The organism is Bradyrhizobium niftali (assembly GCF_004571025.1).
GTDB lineage: Bacteria > Pseudomonadota > Alphaproteobacteria > Rhizobiales > Xanthobacteraceae > Bradyrhizobium > Bradyrhizobium niftali.
The window spans coordinates 150269-167791 of record NZ_SPQT01000018.1; the positions used below are offsets into that span (position 1 = coordinate 150269).

The following is a 17523-nucleotide window of genomic DNA, read 5'->3' on the forward strand; positions in this document are numbered from 1 at the left end:
GGCTGGCGAGATATCCCGTGAGGAGGGCCGTCACGCCGCGGGCGAAGGAGCCGGCGAACTCGTTCAGGCCGACGACGAGCCCGCGTCCCCTTTGGGCCGACCAAGGCGCAGACCGAAGACGACTTCGAAAAGGGCTAGGCGGATGGCGCCATGGCAAAGCTCGCGGTGGTCGCCTCCGCAACGAATGCCTGAGAGATGAAGCGGAAATTCTCAACAAGAGGTGATCCGCACCCAGATTAGAGCAGCTCCAATTGAGCGGACCGTACCCAGGGGGTTACGAAGTTCAGGCCGTCATTCCAGCAGGGACCACTGTGAGAGCCACACCGCTGCGATTCGTATTGTTTGTCGTGTTCGCTGTCGTGCTGCTGGGGCCGGCCAAGGCCGAAACCGGCGATGTCGAGACCACGTGGCGCCTGCTCGACTACATCGCGGTCGACTACGCGGGCGCGGTGGCGCACGGACAGGTGTCGAGCCCTTCGGAATACGCCGAGCAGAACGAGTTCGCGGCCACCGTCGCCGAAAAGCTGCATGGGCTTCCGGCGAAGCCTGAGAAGGCGGCGCTCCTCGGGGAGGCCGACAGGCTGAAGCGCGCGATCGCCGACAAGGCCGAGCCGGAACAGGTCGCGGAGATCGCGCACCGCTTGGCAGCCGCCCTCCTGGCGGCCTATCCCGTGCCGCTCGCACCGGCGAAAGCTCCCGATCTCGCGCGCGGCGCGGCGTCGTTCGGGCGAAACTGTGCGGGGTGCCACGGAGAAGCCGGGGACGGCCACGGTCCGGAGGCGGCCAAGCTGGATACGCCCCCCATCGCCTTCACGGATGCCGATCGTGCCCGTCAGCGTAGCGTCTTCGGGCTCTACCTGGTCATTACGCAGGGGCTCGATGGAACGGCGATGACAAGTTTTGAGGGGCTGCCGTCCGATGAGCGCTGGGCGCTGGCCTTCTACGCCGGACAGTTTGCCTTTTCGGATGCCGCCGCAGCAGAAGGTGAACGTCTTTGGAAGCAGGAGCCCTCGCTCCACCGGCTTCTTCCCGATCTGAAGGCACTGATCGGAACGACGCCCGCTGCGTTCGCCGCCAGGATCGGGCAGGACAAGGCTGATGCTCTCATGGCGTACCTGCGTCGCCATCCGGAGGCCCTCACGCAGCAGGATGGGTCGCTGTCGCTGGTCCGCGCACGCCTGACCGAGAGCGTCGACGCCGTCCGGGCAGGCGACCGCAAACGCGCCGGCGAACTGGCGTTGTCCGCCTATTTGGACGGTTTCGAGCCGATCGAACCGGCGCTGACCGCGAGCGACCGGACCCTGATGGAGCGGATCGAAGGGCTGATGGGCGAGTATCGCGCGGCCGTGCAGGGCGAGAGCGTCGACGCGCTCTCGAAGCGGGTTCAGGTTCTGGACGGTCTCCTCGACAACGCGCAAGCTGCGCTATCTCCGGATGCGACGAGCGCCCTTTCGACGTTCCTTGGGGCGGCGACGATCCTGCTGCGCGAGGGTCTCGAAGCGCTCCTCATCGTGGTCGCGATGATAGCATTTCTTCGCAAGGCCGAACGAACGGAGGTCATGCCGTACGTGCACGTAGGCTGGGTCGGCGCGCTCCTCGCGGGTCTCCTGACCTGGGCCGTCGCGACCTGGGTGATAGGCATCAGCGGCGCCAGCCGCGAACTGACGGAAGGGTTCGGGTCGGTCTTCGCCGCTGTGGTGCTGCTGTCGGTCGGCATCTGGATGCACGGCAAGGCGCAGGCGGATCAGTGGCAGCGGTATATCCGCGAGAGGATGTCGAAGGCGCTATCCGGCGGGTCGGCCTGGTTTCTGTTCGTCCTCGCGTTCGTCGTCGTCTATCGGGAGGTGTTCGAGACCATCCTGTTCTACGCGGCGCTCTGGCACCAGGGGAACGGCGGCGCGATTCTCGCCGGCGCGCTCAGTGCCTGCACCGCGCTGACGGTCATGGCCTGGGCGATGCTGCGCTACAGCAGCCGGCTGCCAATCGGCAAGTTCTTCATCTACAGCTCTTGGCTCATGGCGGTTCTCACCGTCGTGCTGGCCGGAAAAGGAATCTCCGCGCTACAGGAAGCGGGCATCGTCGGCATCTCTCCGCTGCACGCGGTGCCGCGCCTCTCGCTCGTCGGCTTCTTTCCGACCACACAGACCGTCGCCGCTCAGATCGTCATGATAGTGGCACTGGCCCTCGGATTCGCGCTCAATCGACGTAAAGTCTAGGCGCCAGACAGCGCACCTACTCGGCGGCCCGGTCAGGCGCGAACTTCGCGGCTTCGCTCGGCACTTGAGCGTGCGCGGTCGAAAAGCGCGAGTAGAGCGCGGGCAGCACAAGCAGAGTGAGGAGCGTCGCTGTCAGAAGGCCGCCGATCACGACGGTGGCGAGGGGCTTTTGGACCTCCGCACCGGTGCCTGTCGCGAGCGCCATCGGCACGAAACCGAGCGAGGCGACGAGGGCGGTCATGACGACGGGGCGGAAGCGGGTCAGCGCGCCTTCCCGGATCGCTGTTCTTGACGGGGTGCCTTCTTCGATGAGCTTGCGGATCTGAGTCAGCATCACCAAGCCGTTGAGCACGGCGACCCCCGACAACGCTATGAATCCGACGGCGGCCGAAATGGAGAAGGGCATGCCACGCAGCCATAGGGACGCGATTCCGCCGGTCAGAGCCAGCGGGACCGCGCTAAAGACGAGAAGCGCATCCCGCAGCGAGCCCAATGCGCCGAACAGAAGGAGATAGATCAACAAGAAGCAGCCTGGGACGACGATCATCAGTCGCTGGCGCGCGACGGTGAAGTTTTCGAAGCGGCCGCCCCACGTCAAGAAGCTGCCCGGTGCAAGCTTGACTTGCTCGTCGACCTTGTCCCGCGCTTCCGCCACCAGCGAGCCGACGTCACGGCCGCGGACTTCAGCGGTGGCAACAACGAGGCGTTTTCCGTTTTCCCGGCTGACCTGATTGGCGCCCTCGGTCTGCTCGAAAGACGCAATCGTCCGCAGCGGTATCGAAGCCGCCGCCGCGTTCGGATTGGCATGAGGAAGCGGCACAGGAAGGTTTTCTAATGCCGAGATGTCGTTGCGGAGAGCATCGTTGAGACGAACCACGATCGGGAACCTGCGGTCGCCCTCGAAGACGAGGCCGGCGTTGCGGCCGCCGACCGCGGTTTCGATCAGATCCTGGACGGCGACGAGACTGATGCCGAGGCGGGCGATCTCAGGTTTGTCGATGCGGATTTCGAGGAACGGCAATCCGGCCGTTTCCTCGACCTTGACGCTTTCGGCTCCTTCGATCTTCCGCAGCACGTCCGCGATCCGTCCCGCGGTCCGCTGCATATCCGCGAAGTCGTCGCCGAAGACCTTCACGGCCAGATCCGCTCGGACGCCGGCGATGAGTTCGTTGAACCGCATCTGGATCGGCTGGGAGAAGCCGACCTTGTTGCCGGGCAGTTCGGCGGCTTCGGCCTCGATGCGCTTGATGAGTTCGTCCTTCGTCATGCCGGGGTCCGGCCAGTCGTTCTGCGGCTTGAGGATGATGTAGGTATCGGCGGCGTTGGGGGGCATCGGGTCCGCCGCCAAATCGGGGGTTCCGACACGTGAGAAGACGAAAGCGACCTCCTGAAGTATGCTGATTTGACGCTCGATCAGGAGCTGCATCGCCTGCGACTGCGCGAGCGCGGTGCTCGGCACGCGCCGCACTTCCATGACGATGTTCCTCTCGTCCAGCGTCGGCGTGAATTCCTGCCCGAGGTGGCCGAAGAGAACAACCGCAGCGGCGAACAGCAGCGCGGCCCCAGCCAAAACCGGCGTCGGCCTGGCGACGGAGGCGCCGAGCAGCGGCGCGTATGCCGACTTCAGGCGCCGCACGATGACGTTCTCATCCTCGCGCACCGGCTTCGAAAGAGCGACTGCGATCGCCGCCGGAACGAAAGTCAGAGACACGACGAACGCGGTCGCGAGCGCGATCATCACGGTCAAGGCCATCGGTTCGAACGTCTTACCTTCCACGCCGGTGAAGGCGAGGAGGGGGACGTACACCAGGATGATGATGATCTGCCCGTACACCGTCGGACGGATCATCTCCGAGGTCGATGCGGTTACCGTCGACAGTCGCTGCTCGAGCGACAGGGCACGTCCGAGCTCTCGCTGCCGATCTGCCAGATGGCGCAGGCTGTTCTCGGTGATGATGACGGCGCCGTCCACGATGAGACCGAAGTCCAGGGCGCCCAGACTCATGAGATTTGCGCTGATCCGCCCTTGAAGCATTCCTGTGGCGGTGATCAGCATCGTCACCGGGATCACGCATGCGGTGATGATCGCGGCCCGCAGATTGCCCAGCATGACGAACAGGACCGCGATAACGAGGAGCGCCCCTTCCGCCAGATTGCTCGCGACCGTGTGAATCGTCGCGTCGACCAATTCCGTCCGGTTCAGCACGGGATGCGCGTAGACGCCTGGCGGCAGAGTTCGGCCAATCTCCTTGATCCGCGCGTCGGCAGCCGCCGCGACCGTGCGGCTGTTGCCGCCGATCAGCATCAAGGCCGTTCCGAGCACCACTTCGCGCCCGTTGATGCTGGCGCTGCCGGTGCGCAGTTCGCGGCCGATGGCGACGTCGGCGACGTCCTTCACGCGGACCGGGAAGCCGGCGCGCGTCGCAACGACGATGTTCGAGATGTCGTCCAGGTTCTCGACCCGGCCGGCGGCGCGGACGACGTAGCCTTCGCCGTTTTGCTCGATATAGTTGGCGCCGCGGCTGACGTTGTTGGCTTCGATGGCCGCAATCACGTCACTGAAGGAGAGGCCGTAGCCGATGAGCTTGGTGGGATCGGGTTGCACCTGGAATTGCTTGACGAAGCCGCCGATCGCGTCGGCGCCGGCGACACCCGGTACCGTTTTGATCTGAGGCCGGATGATCCAGTCCTGGACGGTGCGCAGATACACGGTGCGTTGGAAGTCGTCGGTTAGGCGCTCGCCTTCGGGCGTCAGATAGCTGCCGTCGGTCTGCCAGCCGGGCTGGCCGTCGCGCACCGGGGCGGTTGCGCCTGGTTTTTCGTACTCGACGGCCCACCAGTAGATCTCGCCGAGGCCGGTCGACACCGGTCCCATCTTCACGTCCACCCCCGGCGGCAGGCCGGATTTCGCGTCGTTGATCCGCTCCGCCACCAGTTGGCGCGCGAAGTAGATGTTGGTGCGGTCGGTAAACACCGCGGTGATCTGCGCGAATCCGTTCCGGGAGAACGAGCGCGTCGATTCCATTCCCGGAATGCCCGCCAGCGCGGTCTCCAGGGCCACCGTGACCTGCTTCTCGATCTCGACCGGCGTGAGCGCCGGCGCGACGGCGTTCACTTGCACCTGGACATTGGTGATGTCCGGAACGGCGTCGATCGGCAGCTTCGTCAGGGACCAGATGCCGGAGGCCGCGATGGCGATGGTGACGAGCAGGACGAGCCACCTGCGTCGTACCGAAAAGTCGACGATGGCCTCGATCATCGTTCAGTCCTCTTCGCTAGGCTTGGCCAGTTCTGCCTTCAGCGAGAAGGTGTTCGAGACGGCGATGATCTCGCCGGCTTCGAGACCGGAAACAATCTCGACGGAGGGACCGTCGCGCTGGCCCAGCACGACGTCGCGCGTTTCGAAACCGTCCTTCGTGCGCATGAAGACTGCCTTGCGACCGTCTACGGTCTGGACGGCACTGATCGGCGCGACGACCCCGGCTTGATGCTCTTCGATCGCGATGGCGGCGGTGATGAACGATCCCGGGCGCCAGCGCCCGTCGGCGTTGTCGATGGCCGCGATGACCCGTGCGGTGCGGGTCTCCTTGTCGAGCAGGGGGCTGACGAACACGATCCTGCCTGTGGTCGCATCCGGAAAGCCTCGCAGCGTCACGGCGACCGATTGTCCTTCCCGGATCATCGGCAAGTCCGGCGAGGAAACCGACAGTTCCACCCATACCCGGCCGAGATCGACGACGACGAAAAGCTCGGTCTCGAGATTGTCTCGCCCAACGGCTGCGCCCAGTTCGACCTTGCGCTCGGCGATCCGCCCGGAGATGGTCGCACGCACGTTCTGGCTGCGCAGCGAAGCATCCGGAGCCTGTGGAAGCTCGGTGATCTCGTCGTCGCGTACGCCCAGCGCCAGCAGCTTTTGACGTGCGATCCCGAAGCGCATCGCCGTCTGCGCCGCCGCGTTACGGGAGCGGATATACTGCTGCTCCGGAATGGCTCGTCCTTCCAACAGAGATTTGTCTCGCGCCGTCAAATCCTGCTGCAGTTCATTGGAGAGGCGGGCAGCCAGGAACTCGCTCTTGGCCTCCGCGACCTCCCGGCTCTCGATGACGGCCAGGATCTCGTCCTTGACCACGTCGTCTCCGATGTTCTTGCGCAGTTCCGCAACGGTGCCGGACAGCTTGACGGAAATGTGCGCGACGCGCGCGGCATCGGGCACGATTGTGCCAGGCACGGCAAGGCGCTTGGCCACGGTCGCAGAGCCGACGCTCCGCAGTTCGATCTGCGCGAGCTCGATCCGTTCCTCGTTCATCGTCAGCGACCTGACGGAGGGCTCGGGTGCGGCCGGCTTTGCGGCGGCTGCCGGTCGGGTCTGCGAACCTATCCCGAGGGTGCGCTGAACTCCGGTCGACAGACCCGGGGCGAGCGCGAAGATTGCGGCGCCTGCCAGAAATGCGATGAGTATGATGGTTGGCTTGTTTGCCATGATGTTTTTCTGATGCGAAGCCGACGGCATTAACCGCCCGTCCTCATTGGTGCATGACCGCACTCGAAATCGTCGATGACCGCTCCGGTCGCCGGGCGGCGCCCATTCGACCGCTGCCCTCAGGCGCGGGGCGGTCTGAACAAGGGCAGGTCCGCAAGTCCGGCGAGCGGGCGAACATGCTCCAAGGACAGCGCGACACGAACCGCATCGTCCGGAGCCAGCGCCGATGCGGAGCGCGGCGTCGTGACGTGCGAAAGACACTGGCCGCATTGAGGCGGCAACCGCTGCTCCGGAATATCCGGACTTGTGTCCGGCGCCGAGGTGGAAACGATGATCGTCGGTCCGTCGTTTGCGAAGGGAAGATCGCAGCAGGCGCAGTGCAGCAACGAAAGCAGCAGCCCGACCGTCAACATCAGGACCAGCGGCAACCGCGACCACCGGTTGCCGCTCTCCTCCTTCGCCGATCTTGGAGATGCTCTTTTCATCCACCTACCGGAGCGTGTCTGGAATTCCCAAGCGTCAACTCCGACGCGGCATGCCTGACGACGAGCCAAGCGCCTTGGAGGGCGAGACAGGCCATGACGACGGCCACGATGATATCGGGCCAGCCGGTGCCAGTCCCAAAGACGCCGGCGGCCGCGAGCAGCACCGCGAAATTTCCCAAGACATCGTTGCGGGTGCAGATCCACGCCGACCGCATGTTGGAGTCGCCGCCGCGATAGGCCCAAAGCAATCCGAAGGAGAGGGCATTAGCCGCGAGAGCCACGATGCCGATCGCACCCATCGTGATTGCTTCGGGCCGGGTGCCGGAATAGAGGTGCCAGATGGCGACGCCCAATACCCAGAGACCGAAAAGACCCATCGAACCACCCTTGGCGAGCGCGGCGCCGGCGCGATGGCGCAACGACATGCCCACGACGAAGAGACTGATCCCGTAATTCGCCGCGTCGCCCAGGAAGTCGAGCGCGTCGGCCTGGAGCGACGCCGACCCCGCGTGCAACCCGGCGCCGATCTCTACGGCAAACATTGACGCATTGATTGCCAGAACGGCCCACAGCACACGGCGATACGCCGTGTTCGTCTCCGAAGGCGGCTCGTTGTGATGGTGACCGCAGCAGGCCGCGCTCATGGTTTGATCCTTCCCAATCGTCCGGATGAGAATTATAAACCCTCTAGTCACTAGAGCTTCAAGTGGAAACTAGACCATGCTTTCTATCGGCGCGCTGGCGAAGGAGGCCGGAGTAAAGGTTCCGACCATTCGCTACTATGAACAGATAGGGCTGCTCGAGGCGCCCCCACGTACCGACGGCCAGCAGCGCCGCTACGGTGCGGAGGCGGTTCGCCAGCTGAACTTTATCCGTCACTCCCGCGAACTTGGGTTCGAGATCGACGACATCCGGGAACTACTGTCCCTGAGCGCGCAGCCCAGTGGACCGTGCGAAAACGCCGACAAGATCGCGGCCCGCCACCTCGACGCTGTCGATCTGCGTATCAGGCAACTGACCCTGCTCCGGAACGAACTCAAAAGGATGCTGGATGAATGTCACGGCGGGTGCGTAGCCGAATGTCGGGTCATCGATAGCCTGAGTGCACGCCCCGATTAGCTGGCTGTATTCGGGCTCGCCAAGCATCGGACCGAGCTGACGTCCTTCCCATCGCTGCCGCATGACAAAGCGTACGGCGGGTCCGCGCATCAGCGCCGCCTTCTTCTCTCCCAACAGAGCTCATTTCAATCGATAGCCTGCGTGGCAGCCGACGCAGGCGGCCATCACCTGCCCAAGGGCACCGAGGGCGGGCTTCATCTCTCCGGTCACTCCCACATTCTGCGCCTCGATGGCGAAACGGCTTGCCGCCTTGTGCATCGATGTCCCGGCCTCCTGCATGCCCTGCGGCATGTACTTGGCGACTTCCGCAGCGCCGTGCAGGCGCAGCGAGCTCATGCCCAGACGCTCCTCGGCAATCTTGCCAGCTTTCTCCGGCTCGCCAGCGGCGAGAGCTTCGTTGATCTGTTGAAGGGCGAGAAGGTGATCGCGCATGTTCGCGATGGTGTGCTCGACCAGCCCCGGAGGAAACCTCACGAATTCGCGCGTGTCGGCCACGGGGGCGCCGTGCTCCATGTGGCTGTGATCCGCTTTGCCCAGGTGGCCTTGGTGTTGAGCGACGGCGAAGCCCGCCGAAAGCATCACGCCACCGGCGACCGCGAGAAGGAGAATTGCGCGCATATCGAGTTTTCCTGAATCGTGGGGAGAACATAGACCGGTCGCTACCGACGGCGTATGATCGAGATCATATGGCTGGGTTCGAAAAAGACTTCGTGACTCCATCGCGTCCAGCTCTGGACTGGAAGTCCTTGTCACTGGAATCGCCGCTTCTGGCGGTTCTGCCGGAGTCGGCCCGGCGTCTCACGCGGTCCTTGGAACTCCAGCGCGAGAGCACGCTATTCAGCCGCGGCGACGGCCCCCAAGCGATGTTCTTCGTGGTCTCGGGAGAGATTCGGCTGCTCCGTCGATCCAAGGCAGGCGGTGAAGTTGTTCTGCAGCGAACGCGGCGCGGCTTTCTCGCCGAAGCGAGCCTCGATCAGTCGACCTACCACTGTGATGCGGTGGCCGCCGAGCCGACACGGCTGTTGGCGATCCGGAGAAGGGCATTCACCGACGCGCTCGCGGTCCGGGGCTTCCGCGACAGGTGGATCGCCCATCTTGCGCGGGAGCTCCGGAAAGCACGCGCCCACTCGGAAAGGCTGAGCCTCAAGACTGCGCGCGAGCGGATCGTCCATTTCATCGAGACCGAGGGTGAGGGGGGCATGGTCGACCTGAACCAGTCCAAGAAGGACTGGGCGTCCGAGCTCGGCCTGACCCACGAAGCGCTCTATCGTACGTTGGCGCAGATGGAAAAGCGCGACGAACTCGAGGTCGATCAGTCCCGGCTGACTTTGCGATGACCGACAATCAAATTGGCGTCGTAATAGCAGACCGCTTAAACGGGGCGGGCCCGGCTATTCCGCGTGCCCATCATCAGATCAGCGCCATCGCCACACCGGTGGCGGCGCTGATGGCGACGACGACAAGCGGAGGGGCGCGCCAAGAGACCAACAGCACGAAGCCGACAAGCGCGATGCCGAAATCCCTCGCCGTATGGACCGTCGAGGTCCAGACCGGATCGTAGAGCGCAGCGCCCAGCACGCCGACCACGGCGGCGTTGACTCCTCGCATCATCGCCTGGGTGTCGGCGCGCCTCCGGAACGAGTCCCAGAACGGCAGTGCGCCGAGCAGGATCAGGATGCCCGGCAGAAAGATGCCGATGAGACCGAGGGCGGCTCCGGCGAGCCCGTGCGGCTCGGGGGAAACCACGGTGCCGAGATAAGCCGCGAAGGTGAAGAGCGGGCCCGGCACCGCCTGAGCGGCGCCATAGCCAGCGAGGAAGGCATCGTCACTGAGCCAACCCGGCGCGACGAAAGCTTCGCGGAGCAGAGGGAGCACCACGTGGCCGCCGCCGAAGACGAGCGCGCCCGAGCGGTAGAAGGCATCGAACAGGGCGACGCCCGCCGATCCGGTCAAGCTGCGCAGGGCGGGAAGCCCCGCCAAAAGACCGAAGAACATTGCGAGAGTTATCAAGCCCAAGGTCCGAGACACCGGCATCTCGACGTGTCCGGACGGCGACGGCGCCTCCCTGCGACACAGCCACAGGCCGGCAATCCCGCCGAGGACGATCGACCCGATCTGAGCGATAGACGAAGTGCTGAAGAGGATGATCAGCGCCGCCACCACCGCAATTGAGGCGCGCTCGCGATCCGGGCAGAGGTTGCGCGCCATTCCCCAGACCGCCTGTGCGACGATGGCCACCGCCGTCAGTTTCAGTCCGTGCAGCAGGCCGGCGCCCACAGGGCCAGTCAGCGTGCCGGCGCCGAACGCGAAGAGGACAAGAAGGGCGGCCGAAGGAAGCGTGAAGCCAGTCCACGCCGCGAGCGCGCCCAGGTAGCCGGCCCGCATAAGGCCGATCGAAAAGCCGACCTGACTACTGGCAGGGCCCGGCAGGAACTGGCACAGCGCGACCAGATCGGCGTAGGCATGTTCGTCGATCCACTTCCGCCGCAAGACGAACTCGTCGCGGAAGTAACCAATGTGGGCGATCGGACCGCCGAAACAGGTCAGCCCCAATCTGAGGAAGATCAGGAGTACTTCGGCGGGCGAGGTGGTACCTGTGTTCTCGTCGATCGCATCATCCGTCATACTCTTCCTTCGCCATGCATCATTCGGATCTTGTTCTAGCGGTTACCGAATATCGATAAAAGAGCGGTTCACTCGACAGTTCCAAATCAAGCGGCCTAATAGAACTCAACTTCTTTTGTTGGCTGCTATCGCTTGCCCGTCTGTCCCGCGGCGTTCGACGAGTGTTACCTCATGGCGTCCGATGAGAGGTAGAGCCATGACGGAGAGCGATCGACGTGGAGACAGACCTTGCAGACAGCCGCAAATGTGCCGGAGAACTCTGCTGCGAGGCGCCCAGGCCAGCGTAATCTCGCTTCTGACGGCCAAGACCCTGCCGCTCGTTCGTGCTCAGGCCCTGCCCAGGGAGACCGCCGACCACAAGATCAGAATCGCGCCGATCTCGCTCGAGATCGCGCCAGGAAAGATCATCAAGACCACCGCCTACAACGGGACCGTTCCTGGGCCCGCGCTGCGCGTCAGGGAAGGTCAGCCCGTCCGGATCGAGGTCGCCAACGATTCAGGCTATCCCAACTTGATCCACTCGCATGGGCTGATGATCCCGTCGCAGCAGGATGGGGCGACGGAAGAAGGCTCGCCGATCATAGAGCCCGGCAAATCCTTGACCTACGAATACGTTGCGAAACCCACAGGGACCCGCTGGTACCACAGCCACGCTATGTCCATGACCGATCTCAATAAGGGTACCTATACGGGCGAATTCGGATTCCTCATCGTGGAGCCAGCCGCCGGCGATCCCGGTGGTTATGACCGCGAGGTGTTGCTTGCCGCTCACCACTGGGACGGCCACTGGGTCAGCATGCAGGACGTCAAGAAAGGACCGCCGCCGGATAACGGACTGGAGGTCATGTATCACGCAGCGACACTCGGCGATCGCATGCTCGGCCACGGAGAGCCGATCAGGGTGCGTCAAGGCGAGCGCGTGCTCTTCCGTGTGCTCAACGCGAGCGGCAACATGGGCATCTCGCTTGCACTGCCGGGCCATCGCTTCAAGGTGCTGGCGCTGGACGGCAATCCGGTCCCGCTCTCCTCGACCGTCGACATCCTGAAACTCGACGTCGCGGAGCGCGCCGACGTCATCGTTGAGATGAACAATCCCGGAGTCTGGGTCTTCGGTTCGACGGAGGACGAGGACCGCAACATGGGAATGGGCGTGGTCGTCGAATACGCCGGCCGCAATGGCAAGCCTATCTGGTCGGCGCCGGGGAAATCCAAATGGGATTACACCGCATTCGGACACTCGGATGCGCCGGCCGCTGCGCCGGACGAGACGATCGACCTCAAGTTCGAGAAGATTCCGGGCGGAAGGGGCGGATACAACCGCTGGACCATCAATGGAAAATCTTGGCCGGACACGAACCCGCTTTTCACCGTCGCCGAGGGCAAGCGTTATCGTCTAGTACTGAACAACAACAGCGGAGACGAGCATCCCGTACACCTGCACCGCCACTCATTTGAGATCACGAAGGTGGGTGACAAGCCCACGTCTGGCGTGATCAAAGACACGATCAGCATGCCCAGATACTCGACGGCCGAGGTCGATTTCGTCGCCGACGACCCCGGACTGACCTTTTTCCACTGTCATCATCAAGACCACATGGACGAAGGCTTCGCCGGCCTGATCACGTACGGATGACCTGATCGGCTATTCCTTGATGGCTTCGCCAGTGAACTCAAGGACCCGCAACTTCGCCTGTGCCAGCCCGCGCTTGCCGAGCGGCGTGGCGCGGTAGAGAATGCGTGCGGTTCGTCCCGGATGCTCTTTGCGCGACCGCAGGTAACCTTTTCGTTCCATCCCATGAAGCAGAGGGTAGGCGTTCCGGGGCTCAGATTGTAGCCGTGGCGGGCAAGCTCTTCGATTATCCACTGGCTGTAGATTTCATGCTCCGCTGCATGGTGCAGAATGTGCAGTCTGACGAATCCTGTAAGTAAATCCTTGTATTTCAGGCCGTCTTTATCGGATTCCGTAATTGGAACGACGCTCTCGACGGTCCGTTAACTCTCCGTCCCGCCGGAAGCTCCTGTGCCCGGCGGGGTCATACTGACAGCGAGGAGACTGACCATGGCAAGTGCGGCAGATCGTGATCCCCGGCACCATACGCAGAAGATGCAGAAGGCGCTGCAGGAAATTCGGAACCATCTCCGCGAGGACATCCAGAAGGTCGATGAACCGCAGTTGAAGGCGATGTTCGAGACGTCTGCCGAAGTTCTCGGCGGGCTCGAGAAAGCTTTCAAGGACTACGAACAGAAGAACGAGAAGGCCTGGCGCTGATCAAGCGGGGCTCCGCGAGAAGCGTGCCTCCACAAACCGGGTGCCGAACCGAATGCGGCGGTCGCGTTACCATTCCTCGGCTGATCGATGGCGGAAGCCAACGCTCGATCTCAGCTTTCGCGACTGTCGCATCTTCCACTTGTAGGATTTCTATCGAAGCGGAAGTTTAGGAACGCTCTCGCGCCAGCGGTGGCCACAGAAGCGCGCGAACCACGAACGGAATCCCCACGACAAGTGGTATTAGCCAGTACGTGAAATGAGGCAGGTCCTTCCAAACCGGTAGCTGCTTTCCATTATCAACGTAAAAAGCAACTAGCATTAGGATGTATGACAGCCCCATCCCTGCGATATGGACTCTGACCCAGTGCCGCCAGTGATGCTGGAGTGCTGTGCGACCGAGCCATGCGCAAGCCAACGACCAGGCTCCTAGAATGAACAAGTGATAATTCTCGTCCCAACGGATAATCGATAGGAACGTCGCGGAAGCGCTGAGCGCCAGCAAACACCAAAAATAGATCGATCCGAACCTTGAGTGGCTCCCTCGACGCTTTGGGCTCAATATCGCGATTGCGCCGATCGCAACACACGCGATGCCGAGAGGGATATGCACTCCGAGAACCACCGCTAGAAACAAGGGATCGGTCGAAGGAATTTCGATGCCAGCCACGATGGTGGTTTGTCCGCCGGTCACAGCGTTATTTCCATCTTGGAATTGATCATTGACGCCGACGGCGTGGACGGTCGTTTGATGGCAAACGCCACGGCGCCACACACAATGCAAAGCACACAGCAGCTAGACAGAACAGCGGTATAGCTCCCCGTCCAATCGACGCTTGCCGCGAAAGGCAGGGGCCCGAATGCCGCGCCGGCGATGCCAAAAACGAACGACGCCCCCCTGATCGCGCCAAGATGGTCGCGGCCGAAATACTGCGCGTAACCGGCGGCGTTGATGGCTTGCTGCGAGCCGTAGGCCCCGCCCAGACTCAGCGCGTACAGCACGGTGATGACTATTCCGCTTCCTAACGCGGGAAGAGCCGACGCCAGCGCGAGCATCAACATCGCAAGTGGAATGAGATACCGGGGTTCATAGCGATCCACCAGAAATCCCGTGCCGAGCGTGGCAAATGCCTGTACGCCGGCAAGAAGCGACAGTAATAGCAGCGCGTCGTCATGTGCGATCCCGGCCGTCCGCATAATTGAGAAGTGATTGAGCAAGAGCGCGGTGCCGATGGCATTGGTCAGAAAGCCGGCTCCGCATAACAGCCAGAACACGCCGGTGCGGAGCGCTTGCTCGCGCGTAAACGAAGGCTCCTCCTGCGGATCGTCTGCGGCTGGTGGCAACCCTGCGTCCGTGCTGAGGCCGAATTTTTCGGGCCGATCTCGAAACAACGCGGCAGCAACCGGCAGAATGGTGAGTGCGACAATACCGGCAAGGGCGAGGTAAGCGCCTCGCCAGCCATAGAGCGCGACGAGACTATCCATCAGCTTCGGGAAGCTCATGGAACCGGCCGCAAGTCCGAGACTGGCCGCCGCGGCGGCAATCCCTCGCCGCCGCACAAACCACAGATTGACGACCTGCTGACTGACGAGGCTAAGTCCGCCGATCGCGGCGCCACGCAATAAGGCGAAACCGACGAGGAGCATCATTGCGGATTGAACTGTCGCCATTAAAGCGCAGGCGAGGGCGAGGCCACCGGCGATGATGGTCGCCGTCAGCCGAGGCCCACGCCGATCGATCCAGCGGCCGATCACAGGCGCCGGCAGAATCCCTGCAAACGTACCAACCGCATAGGCGATTGAGGCTGAAGTATGCGAGATGCCAAGATCGGTGGTGATGGGATCGAAGAAAACCGAAATGCCTGCGGTCTGGCCGGGCAGGGTCATGAACGAGCCGAAGGTGCCCGCGCCCAATATGATCCAGCCATAATGGAAAGCCAAAGTTCGTTGGCTTACCGCCCGCAAGTGATCAACTCACCCGGCGCGTTGCCGCCGCCGGAAAATCGCTCTCGAATCCCTCGCAGCAATGCTCGCGCAAGAACTCGATTACCCCGTCCATACGATCGTATTGGGCACGGCAAATCACCGTGCGCCCGATTTTTTCCTGCGCAACGAGGCCTGCACCGACCAGCCCGCGCAGATGAAATGAGAGCGTAGAGGCCGGCACGTCGAGACGGGTCTGGATATCGGTGATGCTAAGGCCGGGCGGCCCGGCCCGAACCAGGAGCCGATAAATGTCCAATCGGGTCAGATTGCCCAATTCGGCCAGGCAGCGCGCAGCAAGCTTGCGATTCATGTCCCCACATACCGAAAGGTGTGGCGGAATACAACTATAATCCTAGTTTTGTAGAGTTGTCGACAAAGAATGGCGAGTCAGGTTTTCAGGAGTGTGCCCGAGTGCCTGAGCGTCTCCAGCGTGTCAGCTTCAGCGCAGCTCAAATGACCCTGTCATTTGACGCTTCGTGGCGGACCGACCGAGCAGTTTTAAAGGCTTATCTTCCCATCGCTCCCCGACCGGGGCAAAAAGAGTCTTGACGTCTGATCGGCCAGCACAAAAGTGTCGGCCCGTCCGAAATCAGGGCTCCTGGACCAGCGCTTCTGCGGCTTGGCGCCGCGAGCCCTGGACAGGCCTTCAGGTGTACGTTCAGCTTGTGGGAGGCCTTCCGGAGCGGGCCGCGATCAGCCAACCGCTCCCCAAAGCAAGGGTTTCGGAAGGGCGACTTGGCCATTTTAGCCGAGATCGGCTGGCCGAATTCTCGCGGTGACTGTGGGCACCCGAGCAACCGGACGCCCGACCAACCACGTAAGCGACGGGAGCAAGGTCGCGCAAGGGGAGGAGCGTTGATGGAGCAGCGGTTGCCTCGAAAGAATCAAAGGGCGTCAAAGAATGCCTTCACCGCTCCCGAGGATCTCGGAATCCTGTAAGCGTCTAAGTGGACTTTTCAGCGGGAATTCGATCGAGGCGTAGTCGATGTCGATGATCCGTGAGCAGGCGAGCACCTCCCATCACTGCCGCGAGCGTCCCCAATCCTGTCCCGCCAGCGATCAAGAACATGATCAAGAGCTGGTATTTAACCGCGTCTATTGGCTCGACGCCGGCAAGGATTTGGCCGGTCATCATCCCTGGAAGAGAGACAAGACCGATCGCGGCCATCGCATTGATGGTCGGCATCAGCCCGCTCCGCATTGCATCCCTCAGGATCGGCAGCAGCGCCTGGTACCGGGTGCCGCCGAGCGCAAGGCAAGCTTCTACGGCCGCCCGTTCACGAACCAAGCCATTTGTCAGTACGTCCAAGCCCAGACTTATACCCGTCATGGTGTTGCCCAGGATCATGCCCAACAAAGGCAGCGCATAGCGTGGATGATACCAGGGAACCGGACGTAGCTCCGTCAGGAGCGCAAATATCGTAACAATGCCGGCGGCGAGCAGCGTGCATCCCGCGCCCAGGCCGTAGCTCCAAAAACCTGGTAGGGGCCGCTTCTGTCGCGCGACGATCTCCCGTGAAGCGAAGAGCACCATGATGAAGGCGGCGAGGGCGGTCCAGAGCGGCGACACCGCGGCGAACAGAAACGTCAGCGCGTAACCAACGAGCACTAGCTGGAGCACCATCCGTACGGTCGCGATGGCGAGTTGTTTTTCAAGCTTGAGGCGCAGAGCAAGGGAGAGAACCCCGTCCATGAGCACGAGGAGCGCGGGCAGGATCAAATCACCGTACGTCAGTTGGATGTAAGTCATGGCCGCTTTTCCTCGATGCCACCCTCGGCACTCATGACCAAGACCTTTGACCCGACGCGCCTTGCCTGGGCATCATCGTGCGTGCTCCAGACGACGCTCGTTCCATTCGAAACGCGTTCGGCGATCACGGATTCGACGGCCGCTGCGGATGCCGAGTCGAGCGCCGACGTCGGCTCATCCAGCAGGAGCACCCGCGATCGCAACATGAGTGCCCGCACAAGCCCCAGCCGTTGTCTTTCTCCGGTTGAAAGTCTTTGGACCGACCAGGAGCCGCAACTGGTCGGCAGCCCTAAGCGTGCGACCAGTGGTAGCGCATCATCCCAGCCCTTGAAGTGTTCCTGCACGATGTCGGACCACCAGCCCGGCTCGGCGGCTAGGTAGGTCACTCGCTTTCGCCAGGCTGGGGCGGGCATCGCCTCCCTGAGTATTCCGTCCAGCTTGACCGTTCCCTCGTTGGGATCGAGATCCGCGATGGAGCGCAGCAACAGAGTCTTCCCGACCCCAGAGGGCCCTTGCAATGCGACGCATTCGCCGTCCTGCAAGTTGAATGACACGGAGATGTGCAGGCGCTTGAGCCCGGTAACCGTCAGCATGGC

General features: G+C 62.8%; 15 protein-coding genes. 5 read left to right on the forward strand and 10 right to left on the reverse strand.

Features of this window, described 5'->3' with window-relative positions:
* Positions 1 to 347: 347 nt before the first annotated feature.
* On the forward strand, positions 348 to 2216 hold the full coding sequence (locus E4K65_RS28130) for an FTR1 family protein (protein ID WP_235885754.1): 1869 nt from the start codon (positions 348 to 350) through the stop codon (positions 2214 to 2216).
* A gap of 16 nt (positions 2217 to 2232) precedes the next feature.
* Here the strand turns inward: E4K65_RS28130 and E4K65_RS28135 are convergent, their stop codons facing one another.
* The 3 genes from E4K65_RS28135 to E4K65_RS28145 are packed head-to-tail and all read right to left on the reverse strand — an operon-like array spanning position 2233 to position 7825.
* Positions 2233 to 5475 (reverse strand): efflux RND transporter permease subunit, encoded by a 3243-nt coding sequence (locus E4K65_RS28135; protein WP_135176883.1) that lies wholly within the window; start codon positions 5473 to 5475, stop codon positions 2233 to 2235.
* A gap of 3 nt (positions 5476 to 5478) precedes the next feature.
* A complete protein-coding gene (locus E4K65_RS28140; protein WP_235885748.1) occupies positions 5479 to 7185 on the reverse strand; it encodes an efflux RND transporter periplasmic adaptor subunit in 1707 nt (568 codons plus the stop codon).
* Positions 7178 to 7825 carry a cation efflux transmembrane domain-containing protein gene (locus E4K65_RS28145; protein WP_135176884.1) on the reverse strand — a complete coding sequence of 216 codons (648 nt, stop codon included), beginning with the start codon at positions 7823 to 7825 and terminating at the stop codon, positions 7178 to 7180. Before E4K65_RS28145 ends, E4K65_RS28140 begins: the two co-directional genes overlap by 8 nt.
* 76 nt (positions 7826 to 7901) lie before the next feature.
* On the opposite strand from E4K65_RS28145, the gene E4K65_RS28150 reads away from it, so the two are divergent.
* Positions 7902 to 8300, forward strand: a complete 399-nt coding sequence (locus E4K65_RS28150) for a MerR family transcriptional regulator (RefSeq protein ID WP_135176885.1) — start codon at positions 7902 to 7904, stop codon at positions 8298 to 8300.
* Between the two features lie 120 nt (positions 8301 to 8420).
* Here the strand turns inward: E4K65_RS28150 and E4K65_RS28155 are convergent, their stop codons facing one another.
* Positions 8421 to 8918, reverse strand: coding sequence for a hypothetical protein (locus tag E4K65_RS28155; protein ID WP_135176886.1), 498 nt, complete (start codon positions 8916 to 8918; stop codon positions 8421 to 8423).
* 68 nt (positions 8919 to 8986) lie between these two features.
* On the opposite strand from E4K65_RS28155, the gene E4K65_RS28160 reads away from it, so the two are divergent.
* A complete protein-coding gene (locus E4K65_RS28160) occupies positions 8987 to 9637 on the forward strand; it encodes a Crp/Fnr family transcriptional regulator (protein WP_135176887.1) in 651 nt (216 codons plus the stop codon).
* A gap of 73 nt (positions 9638 to 9710) precedes the next feature.
* Here the strand turns inward: E4K65_RS28160 and chrA are convergent, their stop codons facing one another.
* Positions 9711 to 10925 (reverse strand): chromate efflux transporter, encoded by a 1215-nt coding sequence (gene chrA / locus E4K65_RS28165; RefSeq protein WP_135176888.1) that lies wholly within the window; start codon positions 10923 to 10925, stop codon positions 9711 to 9713.
* Positions 10926 to 11121: 196 nt separating this feature from the next.
* On the opposite strand from chrA, the gene E4K65_RS28170 reads away from it, so the two are divergent.
* Complete coding sequence (locus E4K65_RS28170) at positions 11122 to 12558, forward strand: multicopper oxidase family protein (protein WP_135176889.1); 1437 nt, start codon at positions 11122 to 11124, stop codon at positions 12556 to 12558.
* A gap of 9 nt (positions 12559 to 12567) precedes the next feature.
* On the opposite strand, the gene E4K65_RS50050 is transcribed toward E4K65_RS28170, so the two are convergent.
* Entirely contained in the window at positions 12568 to 12717 is a 150-nt protein-coding gene (locus E4K65_RS50050; RefSeq protein WP_283813894.1) for a hypothetical protein, read from the reverse strand.
* 267 nt (positions 12718 to 12984) lie between these two features.
* Between E4K65_RS50050 and E4K65_RS28180 the strand changes: the two genes are divergently transcribed.
* Positions 12985 to 13194 (forward strand): hypothetical protein, encoded by a 210-nt coding sequence (locus E4K65_RS28180; protein WP_135176890.1) that lies wholly within the window; start codon positions 12985 to 12987, stop codon positions 13192 to 13194.
* A 687-nt stretch (positions 13195 to 13881) separates the two neighbouring features.
* On the opposite strand, the gene E4K65_RS28190 is transcribed toward E4K65_RS28180, so the two are convergent.
* The 4 genes from E4K65_RS28190 to E4K65_RS28205 form a co-directional block, all read right to left on the reverse strand.
* On the reverse strand, positions 13882 to 15156 hold the full coding sequence (locus E4K65_RS28190; RefSeq protein ID WP_135176892.1) for an MFS transporter: 1275 nt from the start codon (positions 15154 to 15156) through the stop codon (positions 13882 to 13884).
* Between the two features lie 4 nt (positions 15157 to 15160).
* On the reverse strand, positions 15161 to 15487 hold the full coding sequence (locus E4K65_RS28195; protein ID WP_135176893.1) for an ArsR/SmtB family transcription factor: 327 nt from the start codon (positions 15485 to 15487) through the stop codon (positions 15161 to 15163).
* 633 nt (positions 15488 to 16120) lie between these two features.
* A complete protein-coding gene (locus E4K65_RS28200) occupies positions 16121 to 16927 on the reverse strand; it encodes an ABC transporter permease (RefSeq protein ID WP_135176894.1) in 807 nt (268 codons plus the stop codon).
* The gene (locus tag E4K65_RS28205; protein ID WP_135176895.1) at positions 16924 to 17520 is read right to left on the reverse strand and encodes an ABC transporter ATP-binding protein; all 597 of its coding nucleotides are present in this window, start codon (positions 17518 to 17520) and stop codon (positions 16924 to 16926) included. The genes E4K65_RS28200 and E4K65_RS28205 overlap by 4 nt, the downstream gene beginning before the upstream one ends.
* Positions 17521 to 17523: the final 3 nt, after the last annotated feature.

Bases quoted from the DNA above. Each gene is read 5' to 3' on its own strand.
- E4K65_RS28135 (WP_135176883.1), bottom strand. From the start codon at position 5,475: ATGATCGAGGCCATCGTCGACTTTTCGGTACGACGCAGGTGGCTCGTC.
- E4K65_RS28145 (WP_135176884.1), bottom strand. From the start codon at position 7,825: ATGAGCGCGGCCTGCTGCGGTCACCATCACAACGAGCCGCCTTCGGAG.
- E4K65_RS28150 (WP_135176885.1), top strand. From the start codon at position 7,902: ATGCTTTCTATCGGCGCGCTGGCGAAGGAGGCCGGAGTAAAGGTTCCG.
- E4K65_RS28155 (WP_135176886.1), bottom strand. From the start codon at position 8,918: ATGCGCGCAATTCTCCTTCTCGCGGTCGCCGGTGGCGTGATGCTTTCG.
- E4K65_RS28160 (WP_135176887.1), top strand. From the start codon at position 8,987: ATGGCTGGGTTCGAAAAAGACTTCGTGACTCCATCGCGTCCAGCTCTG.
- chrA (WP_135176888.1), bottom strand. From the start codon at position 10,925: ATGACGGATGATGCGATCGACGAGAACACAGGTACCACCTCGCCCGCC.
- E4K65_RS28170 (WP_135176889.1), top strand. From the start codon at position 11,122: ATGACGGAGAGCGATCGACGTGGAGACAGACCTTGCAGACAGCCGCAA.
- E4K65_RS50050 (WP_283813894.1), bottom strand. From the start codon at position 12,717: ATGGAACGAAAAGGTTACCTGCGGTCGCGCAAAGAGCATCCGGGACGA.
- E4K65_RS28180 (WP_135176890.1), top strand. From the start codon at position 12,985: ATGGCAAGTGCGGCAGATCGTGATCCCCGGCACCATACGCAGAAGATG.
- E4K65_RS28195 (WP_135176893.1), bottom strand. From the start codon at position 15,487: ATGAATCGCAAGCTTGCTGCGCGCTGCCTGGCCGAATTGGGCAATCTG.
- E4K65_RS28200 (WP_135176894.1), bottom strand. From the start codon at position 16,927: ATGACTTACATCCAACTGACGTACGGTGATTTGATCCTGCCCGCGCTC.
- E4K65_RS28205 (WP_135176895.1), bottom strand. From the start codon at position 17,520: ATGCTGACGGTTACCGGGCTCAAGCGCCTGCACATCTCCGTGTCATTC.